Annotated in this window: 14 protein-coding genes; 2 read left to right on the top strand and 12 right to left on the bottom strand. The window is 33.8% G+C overall.

Features of this window, described 5'->3' with window-relative positions:
• Window positions 1–73: 73 nt before the first annotated feature.
• Complete coding sequence (locus HGP29_RS12090; RefSeq protein WP_211093278.1) at window positions 74–1321, top strand: MDR family MFS transporter; 1248 nt, start codon at window positions 74–76, stop codon at window positions 1319–1321.
• Between the two features lie 40 nt (window positions 1322–1361).
• Here the strand turns inward: HGP29_RS12090 and HGP29_RS12085 are convergent, their stop codons facing one another.
• The gene (locus HGP29_RS12085; RefSeq protein ID WP_168882663.1) at window positions 1362–2057 is read right to left on the bottom strand and encodes an HAD family hydrolase; all 696 of its coding nucleotides are present in this window, start codon (window positions 2055–2057) and stop codon (window positions 1362–1364) included.
• A gap of 252 nt (window positions 2058–2309) precedes the next feature.
• On the opposite strand from HGP29_RS12085, the gene HGP29_RS12080 reads away from it, so the two are divergent.
• A complete protein-coding gene (locus HGP29_RS12080) occupies window positions 2310–3809 on the top strand; it encodes an NAD(P)H-hydrate dehydratase (RefSeq protein WP_168882662.1) in 1500 nt (499 codons plus the stop codon).
• A 64-nt stretch (window positions 3810–3873) separates the two neighbouring features.
• Here HGP29_RS12080 and HGP29_RS12075 read toward each other — a convergent pair whose 3' ends face one another.
• From HGP29_RS12075 to HGP29_RS12025, 11 genes are all read right to left on the bottom strand, one after another.
• Window positions 3874–5352: a T9SS type A sorting domain-containing protein gene (locus HGP29_RS12075; protein WP_168882661.1), complete on the bottom strand. Its 1479-nt coding sequence runs from the start codon at window positions 5350–5352 to the stop codon at window positions 3874–3876.
• 342 nt (window positions 5353–5694) lie between these two features.
• Window positions 5695–6957, bottom strand: coding sequence for a T9SS type A sorting domain-containing protein (locus tag HGP29_RS12070; protein ID WP_168882660.1), 1263 nt, complete (start codon window positions 6955–6957; stop codon window positions 5695–5697).
• Between the two features lie 276 nt (window positions 6958–7233).
• Entirely contained in the window at window positions 7234–8571 is a 1338-nt protein-coding gene (locus HGP29_RS12065) for a BatD family protein (RefSeq protein ID WP_168882659.1), read from the bottom strand.
• Entirely contained in the window at window positions 8565–10292 is a 1728-nt protein-coding gene (locus HGP29_RS12060) for a VWA domain-containing protein (RefSeq protein WP_168882658.1), read from the bottom strand. Before HGP29_RS12060 ends, HGP29_RS12065 begins: the two co-directional genes overlap by 7 nt.
• Window positions 10285–11292 (bottom strand): VWA domain-containing protein, encoded by a 1008-nt coding sequence (locus HGP29_RS12055; protein ID WP_235958294.1) that lies wholly within the window; start codon window positions 11290–11292, stop codon window positions 10285–10287. Before HGP29_RS12055 ends, HGP29_RS12060 begins: the two co-directional genes overlap by 8 nt.
• Window positions 11258–11728: a DUF4381 domain-containing protein gene (locus tag HGP29_RS12050; protein ID WP_168882657.1), complete on the bottom strand. Its 471-nt coding sequence runs from the start codon at window positions 11726–11728 to the stop codon at window positions 11258–11260. The genes HGP29_RS12055 and HGP29_RS12050 overlap by 35 nt, the downstream gene beginning before the upstream one ends.
• Window positions 11709–12626 (bottom strand): DUF58 domain-containing protein, encoded by a 918-nt coding sequence (locus HGP29_RS12045; protein ID WP_168882656.1) that lies wholly within the window; start codon window positions 12624–12626, stop codon window positions 11709–11711. The genes HGP29_RS12050 and HGP29_RS12045 overlap by 20 nt, the downstream gene beginning before the upstream one ends.
• A 3-nt stretch (window positions 12627–12629) precedes the next feature.
• Window positions 12630–13589 carry an AAA family ATPase gene (locus HGP29_RS12040; protein ID WP_168882655.1) on the bottom strand — a complete coding sequence of 320 codons (960 nt, stop codon included), beginning with the start codon at window positions 13587–13589 and terminating at the stop codon, window positions 12630–12632.
• Window positions 13590–13607: 18 nt separating this feature from the next.
• The gene (locus tag HGP29_RS12035; RefSeq protein WP_168882654.1) at window positions 13608–14144 is read right to left on the bottom strand and encodes a hypothetical protein; all 537 of its coding nucleotides are present in this window, start codon (window positions 14142–14144) and stop codon (window positions 13608–13610) included.
• A gap of 57 nt (window positions 14145–14201) precedes the next feature.
• Window positions 14202–15896 carry an arylsulfatase gene (locus HGP29_RS12030; protein ID WP_168882653.1) on the bottom strand — a complete coding sequence of 565 codons (1695 nt, stop codon included), beginning with the start codon at window positions 15894–15896 and terminating at the stop codon, window positions 14202–14204.
• A gap of 72 nt (window positions 15897–15968) precedes the next feature.
• Window positions 15969–17588, bottom strand: coding sequence for an arylsulfatase (locus HGP29_RS12025; RefSeq protein ID WP_235958293.1), 1620 nt, complete (start codon window positions 17586–17588; stop codon window positions 15969–15971).
• Between the last annotated feature and the right edge of the window lie 282 nt (window positions 17589–17870).

Below are 17870 nucleotides of genomic sequence, written 5' to 3'. Positions count from 1 at the left end.
ATCAAAAGGTTACCTTTTTTTATTATTTAATAACTAACTTGCAACACTTCAATAAACCTAACTTTACTTCTAAATGAACACTTCCATCAGATTAGCTTTCAATAACTTCATTAGTATATACCAAGGCTTAAGCCGAGAAATATGGGTACTTTCGGTTGTCTCTTTAATAAATAGAATTGGAGCCATGGTGATTCCTTTTTTATCTATTTATTTAGCTGATGCAAAAGGGTTTACACTGGCTGAGATTGGATGGGTCATGTCTTCATTTGGTGTAGGGTCATTAATTGGCTCATGGCTAGGTGGTAAACTCACAGATAAATTTGGTTTCTACCCTATTATTATTTTCAGTTTATTCACTTCGGGTATTGGCTTAATCCTTCTAAAAGAATTAGATACCTTTTACGAGATATGTGGGGGATTCTTTTTAGTGACTTTGTTCACTGATATTCTTAGACCTCCAATTTTTGTGGCCATAAGACAATATAGTAGTGAAAAGAATAGAACTAAATCTATCACATTGATCCGATTGGCCATTAATCTTGGTTTTTCGGCCGGTCCTGCCACTGGAGGATTATTGATAGCGACTTGGGGATATACATCATTATTCTGGGTTGATGGCGTAAGCTGTATCTTAGCTTTACTTATTTTCGTTTTAGCCATTCAACCAAAGAAAAAGATAGTTGAAGAGAATGATGATTCACTTGAGGAAAATAAGAAAAGTCAGTCTCCCTACAGAGATTTCCCTTACTTACTATTTATCCTTTCGATGGTATTTTTTGGGGTAATTTTTATGCAATATTTCAGTACTGTACCTTTATTTTACAAAGAGGTCCATGAGCTAAATGAAGCCGTAATTGGATTACTACTATCGAGTAATGGTTTTGTAATTTTCTTATTGGAGATGCCTCTAATACATTGGGTAGAAAAACAGAAGAAATACTCAACGATGCAGATCATGATGAGCTCTATTGTATTAGTGCTTTTAAGTTATATCTTATTGATCGTTGGACATGATTTGTGGGTATTATTCATTGGTATGATGTTACTCACATTAGGGGAAATGCTGATGTTCCCTCTTTCAAATGCTGAGGCAATGAGTAGAGCATCGGGTAAGTATCAAGGAGATTATATGGCGTTATACACTATTGCTTTCTCTATTTCACATTTAGTGGGACACAATTTGGGTATGCAATCAGTAAATATATTTGGATACAATTATACTTGGACGTTTATGATTGCAGGATTACTTCTATGTATTGTTCTCCTCCAACTTTTTCAATTCAGTAAAAAAAGAGAAGAGCTATCACAAACTGCAAAATAGTTAGTGATAGCTCTCTAGCTACATAATATATATATTGATATTATTTAGTCTTCCATGATGGATTTTCAGATAAATTCCAATCACTAATTTTGATGGTCTTAAAACCTAGCTCATTACATTCTTTAATGTATTGTTCAGGTTTATCATATTCTCCTGAAGCTTTATCATCATGAATAACTAAGACACCATTTCCTACCCATTTCATCATAGGGAAATCACCATGAGAATTACCATATACAATTGTTGGTGTTATTCCATTTGACTTCAGGTTATCTATTTTACCTTCTTTATCATTAATGCTGCTATTTGTAGGTTTTAATTTCTCTGCTCTAAATTCAGAACCAATAACAACATCAAACTTATTGTTAAAGTATTTCTTATTAACCGCTTCGGCAAAGCGAACTTCGGAACCAGTACAAATTACTAATTTATATCCTTCAGCTTTTAAACTGTCCACTACATCCATCATTTGAGGATATACTTTAATCGGGTCAGTTTTCATAAAGCTTTTTAGCATTTTATCATACCTTGGATTTTTCGTCAATGCTTTTAGTTCATTCACTAAATCGTTGACTGTTTCTATTTGGTTTTGTCCGTATTCTTTAGCAAATATTGCCATAGCATAAGCAGGCTCTTCTGATATTAATGTGCCATCCATATCAAAAACTGCCACTTTATCTTGTGCAAATGTAAACTGTGATACAAATAATAATAGTAATACTGCAATTCGTTTCATAAGAAGATTAGTAAGTAAATTTTATATATAATCTTTTATACGCACACAACGTGATATTTATTTTCCCAAAAAGACCAATAACTACCTAAAAAAGGTCATTTTGATATCAAACATTGGGATAATAAGTAATGGGTAAGTATAAAATCATTCTATGGATAAAAATACAATTTTAAATATATTTTCTCTTTCTATTTAAGTGATTTTATATAGATATTTTGTTAACTTATTTAATAATAAAGTAAGCAATAACACATGAAACTATATACGGCACAGCAGATTAGAGATTGGGACAAATATACTATTGAAAATGAGCCAATTGCAGGAATCGACCTGATGGAACGCGCCGCAACTGCTCTCACAGAATGGTACGAAGAAAACCTAGATCGCTATAGAGATATTACTATCGTTTGTGGTATTGGAAATAATGGTGGAGACGGTTTAGTAATGGCCCGACTTCTTCATCAACAAGGCTACAATTTGAAATGTTATATTGTACATTTTGGTGATCACCCATCCGATGATTTCAAAGAAAACCTAGAACGATTACCTAAGAAAATTTCTTGTGAAGACATACGAGAAGTTGAGGACATCCCCCATTTTTCAGACGAAACAGTCATTATTGATTGTATCTTTGGTTCCGGTATTTCAAGGCCTCCAAAAGGTACTACATTACAAGTAATTGAACGGATCAATGCCTCACATAATCCAGTGATTTCTGTTGATATAGCATCCGGTTTATATACAGATCATTACTCTACGCATTTCCAGAGTATCATTAATGCTGATATAACATTAAGTATTGAAATCCCTAAACTATCAATGCTTTTCCCTGAGAACGAAAAGAATGTGGGTGAGCTGCATATTGTTCCTATTGGCTTACATAAAGGGTATCATAGTACGACCACTACTCCCTATTTCTTTACCACTTCTCAGACCGTTCAAGGAATATACAAACCAAGAAAACGATTTGATCATAAAGGAAAATATGGTCATCTTTTACTTATTGGAGGATCTAAAGGAATGATTGGTGCTGTTCAGCTTTCCACTAAAGCAGCCTTACGATCAGGAAGTGGAAAAACTACTGTAATAGTCCCTGCCTGTGGTTATGAAATAATGCAAGCAACTTGTCCGGAAGCTATGTGTATCGCTGATCCGTCAAGAAACCATATTGTTGCCTCAACCTTATTGTCTCCATTTAGTGCAATCGGAATTGGTCCTGGTATTGGAAGACATGAACAAACTGCAAAAGCCATCCGATCGATTTTAGAAGATGCAAAAGTGCCTGTTGTTATTGATGCAGATGCTTTAAATATGCTTGCTGAAAACGAAGAATGGTGGGATTTTTTACCAGAAAATTCCATTTTAACCCCTCATGTGGGAGAGTTCGAAAGGCTTACTGATATACATTTTATCAATTCTTTTGATCGCTTGGAAGCTGCATCCAAAATGGCACAAGAAAGAAAAGTAATTATCGTATTGAAAGGTGCGAATACTGCTATATGCTTACCTAATGGACACATTCACTTTAATTCTACAGGTAATCCAGGTATGGCAAAAGGTGGTAGTGGAGACGCATTATTGGGTATCATCAGCGGGTTATTGGCCCAATCTTACACTCCTCAAGAAGCTGCCATTCTTGGTGTTTACATACATGGTAAAGCTGGAGATTATACTGCAATAGATAAAAGTGTTGAAGCCATGACCACTTCAGATTTGATTGATAATATCGGAAAAGTATTTTTAGGTATATAGAAGAAACAGAAAAGGAGTATAAACAATAAAGTCTATACTCCTTTTTATATTATCGACATTAAGTCTAATTTTTTACAAATCGGATAATCTGTTCTTGCGTTTTAAAATAATAAACACCTTGCTTCAGTTCTTCTATATTTAACTGAATATGCTTTGTTTCCATTGATTCAATATTAACCAAATGCTGAACTGATACCCCAATAGAATTAAAGATTTGAATTCTTTCTTTTAAAATATCTTGTGTGGATGTAATGGTTACAATTTTTTCTGATGGAATTGGAAACGCAAGAATATTAGTAATCACTTCTTCACCATTCTTGTACATAATTGGCTCAAACATTTCATATTTTCCATCAAAATCAACTTGTGTTAAACGATAATAGGAAACTCCAGGATAAGGATTTTCATCCATAAAACTATAATTCATTGCAATATTAGAATTACCCATTCCCTGAACCTGAGTGATCTCATACCAGTTTACTTTATCTTGTGATTTTTCTAACACAAAGTGTGAGTTATTAATTTCAGAAGCTGTTTCCCAAATTAATTCAACTGCACTTTCATATTCATATGCTTCAAAATAAATTAACTCTACTGGCAAATCTTCATTAGCAGCATTTCTATTACAAGAATATACATTTTCAGGATCTATTTGGAAAGTGTTATTTCCAGCATCAAGTAATACAACTTCATTAAAAGTATGAATACCATCAACGTCCTTTACTTTGTATTGTGGAGTATCACTATCCCCACCTTCACAATCGTTACCATCACTAATTACGATATCTGATAAGTTTGCTTGTCTATCCTCCTTATCATCTAATTCAACTAAATCAACATTGACTAGACCACCACAAGAGATAGTAGCTCCATGTACTTTAAATTTAGCATCTCCATCTTCATTATGAATATTTAATGTACCTTGATTACATAATTCACCATCAACATGTAATTCATCACTTACATTAATAATACCGTCAGAATAATTATACAACTCTCCATTTCCATCTTTACCAATATCTAATTTTTTTAGAGTCATTTCACCATAATTATAAATAAAAGGACCTTCATCAACTCCTGTATTCGTACCTTCAGCCTTTATCTCAATACGCGAATTTTCAGCTAAACCTAATCCAGTATCAGTGATTTCTCCAGATGCATTGACTTGTAATATGGCATCGTCATCAGTCAATTCTACTTCTATACCTTGAGGGAAAGTGACAATTGCATCAATAATCATGGTACCATCAATTGTTGTTTCATCTGCTTTATCAATAGTAGAATTTGCTGTAAAATGTAGTGTAGTACCTGCTTCTAATGCTAATTTTTTATATTCAATATCTCCATTTACCGTAATTGTACAATTACAATCTAGGGTTACATTATCACCATTATCTGGTAATGCATCTCCATCCCAATTAGAGGCTGTTGACCATAACCCATCTCCAGCATCTCCATCCCAAGAGATATTAGCAGCAAAGATATTTGAGGATAGCAAAATGATACATAAAGTCAGTAGTCTTGTCAATATAGTAGCATTCATAGTTAAGTAGTGTTTAAAGTTTTTGAAGTTTAAACAAGAAGTAAAATAATTTTATAATCTTTGTAAAAAACAATTTAAAAGTTCCCATCTCATAATATTCTGATATAACATTCTTGATATATTCCTATATCGTACTTTAGTATCGAAATTACAAAACAGGCATTAAATATAGATTAACAAAAAATTAATGGACTGAGTTAATTGTAGTATTGGTTCAGAAATATTTAAAATATTCAATTTTAACAATACAATGTTATATAAATCATATTCTTGAAAACAAGAAAAAGGGCAATACTCCTATCAAGAATATTACCCTTACTGCATTATGTTATAATCAAAACCTTAATATCTGATTACTTTCTTCTTTTCGATAAATTTGCCTTGTTGAATAGTAAGGTAATAGACTCCTTTGTTCAACTTTATAATTGTATCTAGGTTGAAAGTAAAATTGTACTGTCCAACAGAAAGTTCTTTCTCGCCAACTAATTTACCCTTACTATCATAGACGTTAATCTTTATAATGGAATTTAGATCAACCCTATTTACATCCAGCCTAGTAATTGAAGTAGAAGGGTTAGGATAAACAGAGACATTAAAACGCTCAGCATTTATTCTATTATTAATATGAATTGGTCCAAACGTTTCGTTTTTACCATCAAAATCATATTGAATTAAACGATAATAAAAATCTCCGTTTACTGGGTCGGTATCTATATATTCATAATTAGTCACATGAGTAGAATTACCTTGTGCGGATATTCTTTCTAGTGATTCCCAATTCACTTTATCATTTGATTTTTGTAAATCAAAATAATCTGCATTTAATTCAGTGGCTGTTGACCAAGAAACGATTACTTGATCGCTTATAACACTTGCTGTAAAGTCAATAAGCTCAACAGGAAGATCATTGACTGATTGGATTTTAGAGTTTAGTGCAGAAGGGAAAGTACCGTCTGATTTTTTATTATAATCATGAAAGTTATCAATATTTTCATCCCCATCAACATGTATTCCTCCTATGCCTGTTTCATCCCCATTTCTGATCGCTAAAGTAAGCGTAGAATTGTCTCCCGTTGCATCACCCATAATAAATAATGATCCTTTATGATCAATATCTATCGTTGTGTTACCGCCAGGACTTGTGTTATTATTAAAGTCTCCTGTTACTAAAAAGTAAGACGATTTAGAAATATGCCCGGGATCTTCCACCTTAATAGTACTACCCGTACCTTCAACAGTTAAAGACCCATATAAAGTGAAATATGCTTCTCTCCGAACAATAAATGATGCACCCGACAACAATTTCATGTCTCCTATAATCTCAACATATTGCTTTTCAGTATCTGTTTTTTGGATGTCAAATTCAACATTTTCTCCTACAACAAGAGTGTAACCATCAGGTACATTAAAAATAATATAGTTTTCAGTGTTATTGGGAATTGTATTTCCATCTTCATCTTGATTTGCATTAAAGGTTACATCCCTTACAATGGTAATCGTCTTATCAATGTGATTAATTACTGTGTCTTGTTCAACAAATCGGGCATAAGAATTATTGAATACACAGTAACAGGTAAGAAATAAAGTCGCTAATAAATTTTTCATTTGGGCAATTTTTGGTCATTAAGCCCTCAAATAGCTTTCACTTTTAGAATGAATAGAAATAATATAGTTAAGTCGTAAAATATTTAGTGGGTCTAAAAGATAACAATTTGGAGTGCTTTAATGAGATACAACAGTTTAAAAGAATATCAATACGTAATTATCCATAAAAATAGAAATTAATTCTAATTATTTGAAACTTTTATACAAAAAAATCTGTTCAATTTTTACTCTTGAATCATTAATATAGTTGACTGTTTTTCAATCTAATAAGAATATCTACCATTTTTTCAAATGCGAAGGTTTAGACTTACTTCTTTTCATCAATTTCTTTCTTAGTTCAATGATATTTTTTTTGTAATTCATTATTTTTGATTTCCCACTACTGATACTTAAATCATGAAATAATTGAATAAAAAAAGAGTGTGACACCTCATCATTAATTTCTTTACTTGTTTGAGTTATCGAAATCTTATTCAACTTTGGATGTAATAACCATCTATATGTTCCATCTAATTTTGATGGTATATTCTCTTTCCCTCCTTCCTTTAACGCTAATTTAAAAGCATATTTTTCTGAAAGCAGGTATTGTTCTCTTCTTTTTCTATAGTAATTAAATACACTTTGCAAACCTTTAATGATTCTTCTAAAGGTGATGAATAAAAGGAAAACTATACCTAATTTATATTTATAAGTTACAATGAACTCAATCACCTGTTCTTTTAATGACTTCTTAGGTTCTTTATTTATTTCCATAGGTTGATTTAACATAGAAAGGCTATCGGCAATAGAAGCAACTATTCCGAGATCTGAGGTCGTATCTACATGTATTTTGGTGGGTTCTGACTTGATGGTTTTATACTCTCCTGTATATGGGCTAAAGTAGGAGATACTTGCCCCAGGCATTTCAAAATCTCCTGCTTTTGTAAATAGATACGAGAACGTTTCTGTACGTGTGCTTATTAATGTTTCCTTCTTAGAATTGATGTTTTGATCCGTTAGGTTATTGTTTGCATACTTTTTAGCATAAGTAACAGAATCGATAGTAACATTAGGAATAAAATTAGCAATTGTTTTTACTGCGGTTACCTTTACCGTTCTTTCCACAACATCTCCTACTTTTAGCTTTTTAAAGTCTTTATTCCAATAATCTTGTAAGTAAACCCTTGACGCAAGAAAAGATGGATATTTTGATTTTGGTAATGCTTTCGCTTTAAATTGTATCGACCTAGTTTTCACTGGTGTTGGTTTTCCTTCATAATCTCCCGGAGGAGGAACATATGCGGTCATGGTTAATGAAGGGAATTCTAATGCGCCTGTTTTATATGGAAATAATAAGAAATAATGAGAGATCACTGCATAGTTCTTTCCTCCTACAGCTTCGTTACCCGAAACAGAATTAGTAAAAGGTATAATAAAAGCATCTTTGACCTTGAGATCACCAAATTCAACACCCTGAGTAAACCATGTCGGTGAATACACTTTGATAGTTACTTGAATAGGTTGTTGAACAAAAACATATTTTTTATTTAAATATACTTTTGCAAATGGTTTCTGGCAAAATCCTTCTTGGATGAACAAAAACCAAAATGCTATGACTAAGATTTTCTTCACCATTTTTTTTCTGGATTCTTTATGTGTGGGTAATACTTTCTTTTTTGAAGAATAAACTTCTTTCTTAAAAATTCTGAAGGGTCCGCATTTGTTTTTTCCATCACCATACTTGCGGCACTCACTTGATTCATGTCCTTCTCTTTTTTCTTATTCTGATTCGGCCAGTCTTGTTCTTTGTATTTTCTCTTTTTAGGATCTACTACTTTTTCTTTTTCTCTATCTGCATCTTTATCCTTCTTCTTATTGTAGTCATGATCTGAAAGCTTTCGTTCCTTTTCTGATAGGGCTTTCACTGCCTGTTGAACATCTTTTTGAGTATTCTTAAAAGCCGATTTATCGGCAACATTACTTTCAATTATTTTAATGACTTTATTTAAAGACACAGTAGCTACCGATAAAGTAGAATCTTTCTTTAAAGCAATCCTAAAAGCGGCCTGTGCCATTTCATAATTCCCCAATTCCACATACATTAACCCTAGATTATATTGAGATATTGCTGTAGAATCTAATTCATAATTTTCTGCTGCGGCTTCATAGTTTCCACTTTTATAGTAAGCAAAAGCTTTGTGCGAAGGATCTTGATATAATTTTGCTGCACTCTCATAGTCACCTTCTTTTTCTTTTTGTTGGGCTTGATAATCTTTCGAATACCATAAATTATCATATTTTTCACTACAGCCACTTAGAAAAATGAGTAGCATTAATCCCCAATTGACCATCCATCCTTTCCTAAACCAGAAAAGAGTAATTATTAATAATGGATAAATCAATAGCTTCCCATCATCTCTCCAATCACTCTCTTTCTTATCATCTTCAGTTTTTATGACTTGATGCTGCACAATATGTTTTTTTAGCACTTCCACATCACTATTATCTAATGTTATGGGAACTACTGAAATCCTTTCATTCTTCTCTAATTGTGATAATAAACTCCTATCAGCTTTTGAGAAAACTTCTTTTCCATTATGAATTAAATGCTTTTTCGAATTGTATGGATTAGGTACAAAACCACCATTAAATGAACTCGCCAACCATATTTGTACCCAAGAGTTTGTCTTATTTGCAAATTTGACCACTTCTCGACTTACTTTTTGATCGATTTCATCTGTTACAATAATTATAGTTGGAGGAGCAATTTCCTTCTGAATTAAAGTATCCATATATGACAATAACAACTCATAGTTTGTTCCCTTCACCGGCATAATTCGAGGTTTAATTGTCGTCATATAAGGGACCATAATTTCCTTATCCAAACTAGGTGGAAAAATGACATGAGGCGTACCGGCGTAGGCCACTAATCCCACTTTTGTATTCATTTTTTCAGCAAATAAATCTCTGATTTTTAATTTAGCCCGCTCTAATCTATTTGGCGAAATATCTTTTGTCATCATACTTTGAGACAAATCCAAAGTAACCCATACAACAGCTTTATTGATCACCGTAGGCAGCTTTTTCTTTTTAAAAGTTGGGCCGGAAACACTAATAATAAGTAATGAAAGGCTAAAGAACATTAAAAATGCCGGTAAATTGATCTTACTCAATTGTTGATCAAGTATGATTACTTTTCTCAAATCTTCTCGTATTAATTTTTGCCATGAAAGTGATCTTTTATAGTTGATCAGATACAAGACAAAAACAAAAAGCAAGGGAGCAAAACACCATAAGAATTTTGGCCTTAAAAAATGGAAATCATTGATATATGTAATGAGTTGTTCGTTATCCATTAGTTTTCGATTTTAATAATGAGACAACGTTTAAATAGAATATCAAAAGAAAAGAAAGTACAATTGATACTGCTATTGGATAAAAATAAAGTAACACTTCGGGTTTTAAAGTAGAGGTCTCGTACTTAATGGGTTCAAGATCATCTAAAGCTTTGTAGGCTTTTTTCAATTCTTTTTCATCCATCGCTCTAAAGTATTGTCCTCCGGTAGACTCAGCAATGTAAGTCATCGTCTTCTCGTCTATCTTATCTCTTCCTGTAGGATCACCAATACCTAGGGTATAAATCTTAATACTATCATTTTTTGCTACAGCAGCTGCATCTAAAGGGTTTGTTCCTCTTCCACTATCAACACCATCAGTCAGTAATAAAATCACTTTTTCTTTAGTGGTATCCTGCTCAAAAACTTTCATACTGTATCCAATAGCATCACCAATACCAGTCATTTGTCCTGCCATTCCCACTTCTGCATCATTTAGCATAAACATGACTGAGTGTAAATCTTCTGTAAGTGGTGCTTGTAGGTAGGGATGAGTTGCAAAAAGGACTAATCCCATTCGATCAGATTTACGACCTTTAATAAACTCAGTCATCAGTTTTTGTACGGCATGCCAACGGGTAAGTCGTTGTTTCTCTACTACCCAATCCTTATTGTCCATACTAAATGACATGTCAGCAGTAATTAAAAAACTTCTTGCAGTCTTAATTTTCTTCTCAGGTTGACCGACTAACTTAGGTCCAGCTGCACCTACTAAAATCCCGATATAGATAAGAAATAAAATAAACCATTGGAAGACACTCTTTTTTGAGACCTTTGATTTTTTTCTAGGGTTAATACCCGATACCTGAACTGCTCTAGAGAAAGATGGAAAAACTAAAGCAGCAGTTTTCTTCCGCATTGGAGGTAAAATCCAATACACTAATGGAACTATGATCACAAAGGTAAATACCCAAGGATAAGTCCATTCAAAGTGCATGTTTTCGTATCCAAAATTCGGCATATTGATAATAGTCTTTAAAATTTTCTTTCGTTTCTGGATTAAGTTTTTCTGAGAAGATGAATTGCTGTAGCATCAAAAATTTATCATCTTTCAATACATCTCTTTTTATTTTCTGGTCTAAAAAAAGTTTCCATTCTTTCCCTTCTAATTGCTTTATTCTATTTTCATGATAAGCTGTATAGGCTGTAATTCTTAATAACTTGTCGATCTCATACACATTATTTGGCGACGCCTGATTTTGATCAATTTTATATAAAAGTTGAAGTGCCTCTTTTCGATATAAATTCTTAGTATGATGTTTCCATAACTTCCATATTAGAAGTACTATCAAAAGCAATATTATTCCTCCTACTACTTTCCACCCCAACGTATCAAAAGAAAATTGAACGGAAGGAGGTGGAATTACTGTTCCTATATTATCCTTGATATTGATCATTCAAAACTTCTTTTACTTGAACTTTTAATGGCTTTACTGTATCAAATTTGATGAGTGGTATTCTATAATCCATCAATCTTTTTTCTAATTGATGATACATTACTTTATACTTTTCAGAAAACTCTTTCTGCTTCATTTTTGTGATATCCCAATCAATCTGTACTGCAGTGTCTGTCATCGGGATACGTTGAGCTGGCAAATATTCATCTAATGGATCATAAATGTGTGTTACTATCACATTATTACTTTGTGCCAATGTACCTAGCCTCTCCAATCCAAGATCGGTTAACAAAGTGATATCAGTAACAACATTGATAATGAAGTCATGATGGGCAATCTGCAGCATCTGAAATAATGCTTCTTCTAGTTTATGAAATGATGTATTTTTAGAGATTTTCTGTTCTATTAAATCATGATTGAGTTGTAAAGCATGTTCCAATAATGCTTGAAATAGGTTTTTACTTCGAGAAGGTCTAAAAATAAGATTTTGCTGATCGTTATAGATAATTCCACCAAAACGATCACCCATTTTCAAAGCTCGAAATCCATGAATAGCCATTAACTGAATACCTATATTCGCTTTTAAATCGCCAGTACTTCCAAATAACATGGATAAACTTTGATCTAGGATAGTCATCTGAGGCCTCTCCTTTTCTTCACTAAAAACCTTAGTATGTGTTTCCCTTGTTCTTGCAGTTACTTTCCAATCAATGTTTCTAATATCATCTCCAAGAACATATTTGCGTACTTCAGAAAAATCTAATCCCCGTCCTCTTAACATAGAAGCATGACGACCTGAGAGTAATCCTGTAACTCTTTGATTTTTGAAAAATTCGGTCCCCTCAGTAATTCCTTCTAATTCTAAGAGATCTTGTATGTTTAATTTGATTTTTGTCAAAGCTTAAACAGGCACTGCTTTTAGTAGTTCATTAATAATTTCATCTGCAGATTTTTTATCAGCATTGGCTTGATAGGTTAAGGAAACTCTATGTCTTAGAATTCTATGACAAACTTCTCTAACATCATCTGTATCTACATAATCTTTACCTTTCATTAATGCCATACATCTTGATGCTTTATCCAAGGCAATACTTCCCCTAGGAGAGGCTCCAATATTGATGTATTTCTTTAGCTCTTCATTGTATTTTTCTGGAAACCTCGTAGCATCGATAATTCTAACAATATATTTATTAATGGCTTCAGAAACATTGATCGCATTCAACTGATCTCTCAGATCAAAAATCACTTTTTTATTAATAGGTTCTTTGGAATTTTTTGATGCTGATGAAACTTCTCCTCTCACCAATTCCAACATCTTTTCTTCTTGTTCAGTCGTAAGGTATTCAATCACTATTTTCATCATAAAACGATCCAATTGGGCCTCTGGCAAAGGATAAGTACCTTCTTGTTCAATTGGGTTTTGAGTAGCAATAACCATAAAAAAAGGATCTATCTTATATGTTTTCGAAGCCACAGTTACCTGATGTTCCTCCATCGCTTCGAGTAATGCTGATTGTACTTTGGCTGGAGCTCTATTGATTTCATCTGCCAAAACAAGATTGGTAAAAATGGGACCTCTTTTAAAACTGAAGCTATTACCATCTTCCGCATCCGGGTTGAAAATCTCAGTACCGGTTATGTCAGAAGGTAATAAATCGGGCGTAAACTGAATACGATTCATATCTATATCCATTACTTTACTTAAAGTGTTTACTGCCCTCGTTTTAGCCATTCCAGGTAAGCCTTCCAATAAAATATTTCCTTCTGTGATTAAACCTATAATTAGAGATTCAACCAATTCCTCTTGTCCAATGATAGAGGCATTTATACGTTCTTGTAAGTCTTTAATTTGATCTATCATATTCTTGGTTGATCTCCATTACATCGTTCCTATAAACTTGGGACTAGTACTCGTAAGCTGAAGTACTAATTCGATCATTATATTTTTCTTTTCTTTAGTTTTCAGTTTTTGCTTGATAATTAATGTTTTATCTCCCAAGAGCTTATGTGAAACGGTTTCTGATTTCATTACTTGTTCAAGAGTGATGCATTTCGTCCCATTGTACTTTTTTTCCTCTTCAAATCCACATAAAAAGTTATCAATATACTTTGTTAATTGATCTTCGTGATTGATGAGATGTTGTGCTCCATCAAAGTAATTAGAAAGCTGTTGTATGTCTTTATTGTTAATTGCTTGATTAAATGTTTTGATATAATCCCCTAAGAAAGCAGGAGCACCTTCTTCCTCAATCACATCATTGGAATTAAAAAAGGCAGGGTGCACAGCTGCGGTCATTTCATTTTTCTCTGAAGATTCCGATTTCATCTCCTTTTCAAAGGGTGAGCCAATCAAATAGGCCTGGCCAAGCACATGAAAAGTCATCAATGAAAAAGTCAAAAGAAGTAATGGTCTCATTTTGTTTATTAATCAATAGTAGCCCCACTCGTTATTACGAATGGGGCATTTAGTTAATTATTTATTTTGAATTCCTTCCCCTGTTGAACCACCAGGTCCCATTCCAAAGTTTTTGTACACCATTTCTGATGCTCCATCCATGGTAAATGAACCAGGTCGTTGAGAAGGTGGATAATCTTTGTACGACTGAATATGTTCCATGATTATCCCATTGCCTCCATAGAAAACAAATGGGTGATTGATAAACCATGTCCAGTAGTTATTTGAATTATGGTCCGCCCTTTCAAATGGGTCACGCCTTAGATTGAAAATCTTTGGCATCCTAAGCCAAGTAAACGGTTCTGCCCATAACTCCATGGTTTTTCCTCTTTGCTCTGCATATACAATTTTCCACGCGGTAGACATTCCTTCTTTAGAGGTTCCAGGGGTATCACCTGTACCTCCTCCTGCCATAAATGTGGAATTTCCTGTGACATAATTCCTTTGTTCGTAACGTAAAGCCACAATTTGAGCATCCGCATTTTGATAGATAAAGAAATTACGTGGAGATTCTTTTACTTCTCCAGTTAAATATGGAAGCATATTGTATCCATCTAAATGGACTTTAAACTTCTTATTATTGGCAGCGTAACCTCCTTTCATTAATTTATCTTTAATGTCTGGATCACCTGCAGCCGCCAACAATGTTGGGAACCAATCTAAATGAGCTATCAATCCATTTAATACCTGTCCTCCTTTAAACTTTGCAGGCCAACGGATAAATGTTGGAACTCGATAGGCACCTTCCCAATTGGTCTCTTTTTCAGATCTGAAATGGGTTATCGCACCATCAGGCCAAGCATTATAGTGAGGGCCATTGTCTGTACCATAGATCACAATAGTATTTTCTGTCAACCCTTTCTCTTCTAAGAAATTGAGCATATCACCAACATGTTGGTCATGTTCCATCATCGCATCATTATAAAAGCCTTGACCGGAGATACCTCTATTTTCCTTTTTGACATGGGTAATAAAGTGCATTCTTGAAGCATTCCACCAACAGAAAAACGGCTTCTTCTGATCGACCGCTTTTTGGATAAACTTCTTTGCTCTGGCATTCACTTCATCATCAACCGTTTTCATTCTTTCAATTGTCAACGGTCCTGTATCATTTACAGGGCCATCAGAAGTACAATCCAAAACACCTCTTGGTCCAAACTTCTTTAAGAATTCAGGATCTCTAGGGTAGTCTGCATCTTCTGGCTCTTGCATTGCATTTAGATGATATAAGAAGCCATAAAACTCATCAAAACCATGTTTTGTAGGTAGACTTGCATCACTATCACCTAAGTGATTTTTACCAAACTGACCGGTCATATAACCAAGGTTTTTTAAAGCTTCTGCGATGGTAATATCATCAGCTGCTTGCCCTTGTGGAGCCTTGGGAAGACCTACTTTTGTCATTCCTGTACGTAAACCACATTGCCCTGTGATAAAAGAAGAACGCCCGGCTGTACAAGACTGCTCTCCATAATAATCTGTGAAGGCGATTCCTTCATTAGCAATTTTGTCAATGTTAGGAGTAGAGTACCCCATCAATCCTCGATTCCAATAACTGATATTGTAAAGACCAATATCGTCACCCCACATGACCAGAATATTTGGTTGCTTGTCTTTCTCAATCTTCTCTGTCTTTTCAGCATAAAGATTGAAGTTGCAAATCAGTAGAGTAATAAAAGAAAGGAGTAGAACTTTAATACTGTTCTTTCTCATAATTAATTGATTAAATAAAATAATTGTTGTTTTTGGATATATGTAAATTGTCTATGAATATTTATCAGTTGATCAATCTTTTGATTTTGTAGAGCCACCAGGGCCTACAGGACCTATTTCATAACTTTTTTGCTTGATCTCATTTAATTTCCATGAACCTGGTTTCTGCGAAGCAGGATATTCTTTAAAGGTCATCACATACTCTTGCATATGGGCCATAGCTCCATACATGTATGGAATTTGATTGATAAACCAATCCATATAAGTATTAGAATCGTAATCTGCCCTTTCAAATGGGTCCATTTTTAGATCGAAAGCTTTAGGCATTCGTAGCCAAGTAAAAGGTTCCTGCCAAAGCTCTCCACTGACTCCCCTTTGTTCACCAAATACCCACTTTAAAGACATCAATTGTTCTTTTCCTTCAATGTCTTGACGAACGGCAACAGGTTCCGCTTCAGAAGTATGGTAAATAAACCATTTACGAGGAGATTCATCTACCTTACCTTGTAGATAGGGCAACATATTGTATCCATCTAAATGAATTTTAAAGTTTTTCCCATTGGCTTTATAATCTCCTTTGAGCAGTTTTTCCTTGATTTCTGTATCACCGGCTGCTGCCAATAAAGTAGGTAACCAATCGAGATGAGCCACCATACCTTCTAGTTTTTTACCTCCAGTAATTCCTCCATCTGTCCATCGGATCATAAATGGCACTCGATAAGCTCCTTCATATTGTGTCTCCTTTTCCATTCGATAGGGTGAAATTGCACCATCAGGCCAAGAGTTAGTCTGTGGACCATTGTCCGTACCATAGATAACAATGGTATTATCTGCAATGCCTTTTTCATCAAGGTATTTGAGTAGCTCACCGATATGATTTGAATGCTCTACCATTCCATCATTATAAAACCCTCTTCTCGAAAGGCCATTGGATTCTTCTTTTATATGTGTTCTGAAGTGCATCTTTGCTGCATTCCACCAAACAAAGAATGGTTTATCTTGTTCGATGGCTTTATCCATAAATGCTTTTGTACGTTTTGTTAAATCATCATCAATCGTTTTAATTCTTTCTACAGTCAAGGGACCAGTATCATTTACGGGGCCATCAGATGTGCAATCTAAAACGCCTCTTGGACCAAACTTTTTTAGGTAGGCAGGGTCCTTTGGGTAATTCGCATATTCAGGCTCTTCCATTGCATTGAGGTGATATAGGAAGCCATAAAATTCATCAAATCCGTGTTTTGTTGGTAAACTTGCATCACTATCTCCAAGATGGTTTTTACCAAACTGACCTGTCATATAGCCATGGTTTTTTAATGCTTCAGCAATCGTTAGATCATCATCGGCCTGTCCTTGTGGAAAACCAGGCATCCCTACTTTTGTCATTCCTGTCCTTAATCCAGATTGTCCGGTAATAAAAGAAGACCTTCCAGCAGTACAAGATTGCTCTCCATAATAATCTGTAAATAAAACTCCTTCATTAGCTATTCGATCTATACCAGGAGTAGTATAGCCCATTTGTCCATGTGAATATGCACTAACATTCCATAAGCCGATATCATCTCCCCACATTACTAATATGTTGGGTTTCTCTTGTTTTCCTTTTTTGTTTTTCTTTTGACTGAAAACAATACTTGAAATCAAAAAGAGAGACGCGAACATAAAAGATAGTTTCGCTCTAAATAGATTCATTTTCAATTGAGTTATTGTTCTTGGGTTGTAATTAATTATTTATTTCAAGGGTTTTAGTATGACATAAATTAATGAGATAAAAGGAGATTTTTTAATGGTTGAATTATTAAAGTTTCTTTTTCTACTAATATCACAATGAAAACGTCAATCAATTATAATGAGTACTATTCATATCATCTTATCACAAACTTCATAAAGAATATAACTGACATTTATTACTTATAATCAACAAATTATACTATTGGAAAAGGATGATTTTCTTATTAATTTAATTAAGCAATA

It is taken from the genome of Flammeovirga agarivorans, assembly GCF_012641475.1.
In the GTDB taxonomy this organism is placed as follows: Bacteria; Bacteroidota; Bacteroidia; order Cytophagales; family Flammeovirgaceae; genus Flammeovirga; species Flammeovirga agarivorans.
The sequence above is the reverse complement of the archived record's forward strand: the minus strand, read 5'-3'. Positions and strand labels throughout refer to the sequence as shown.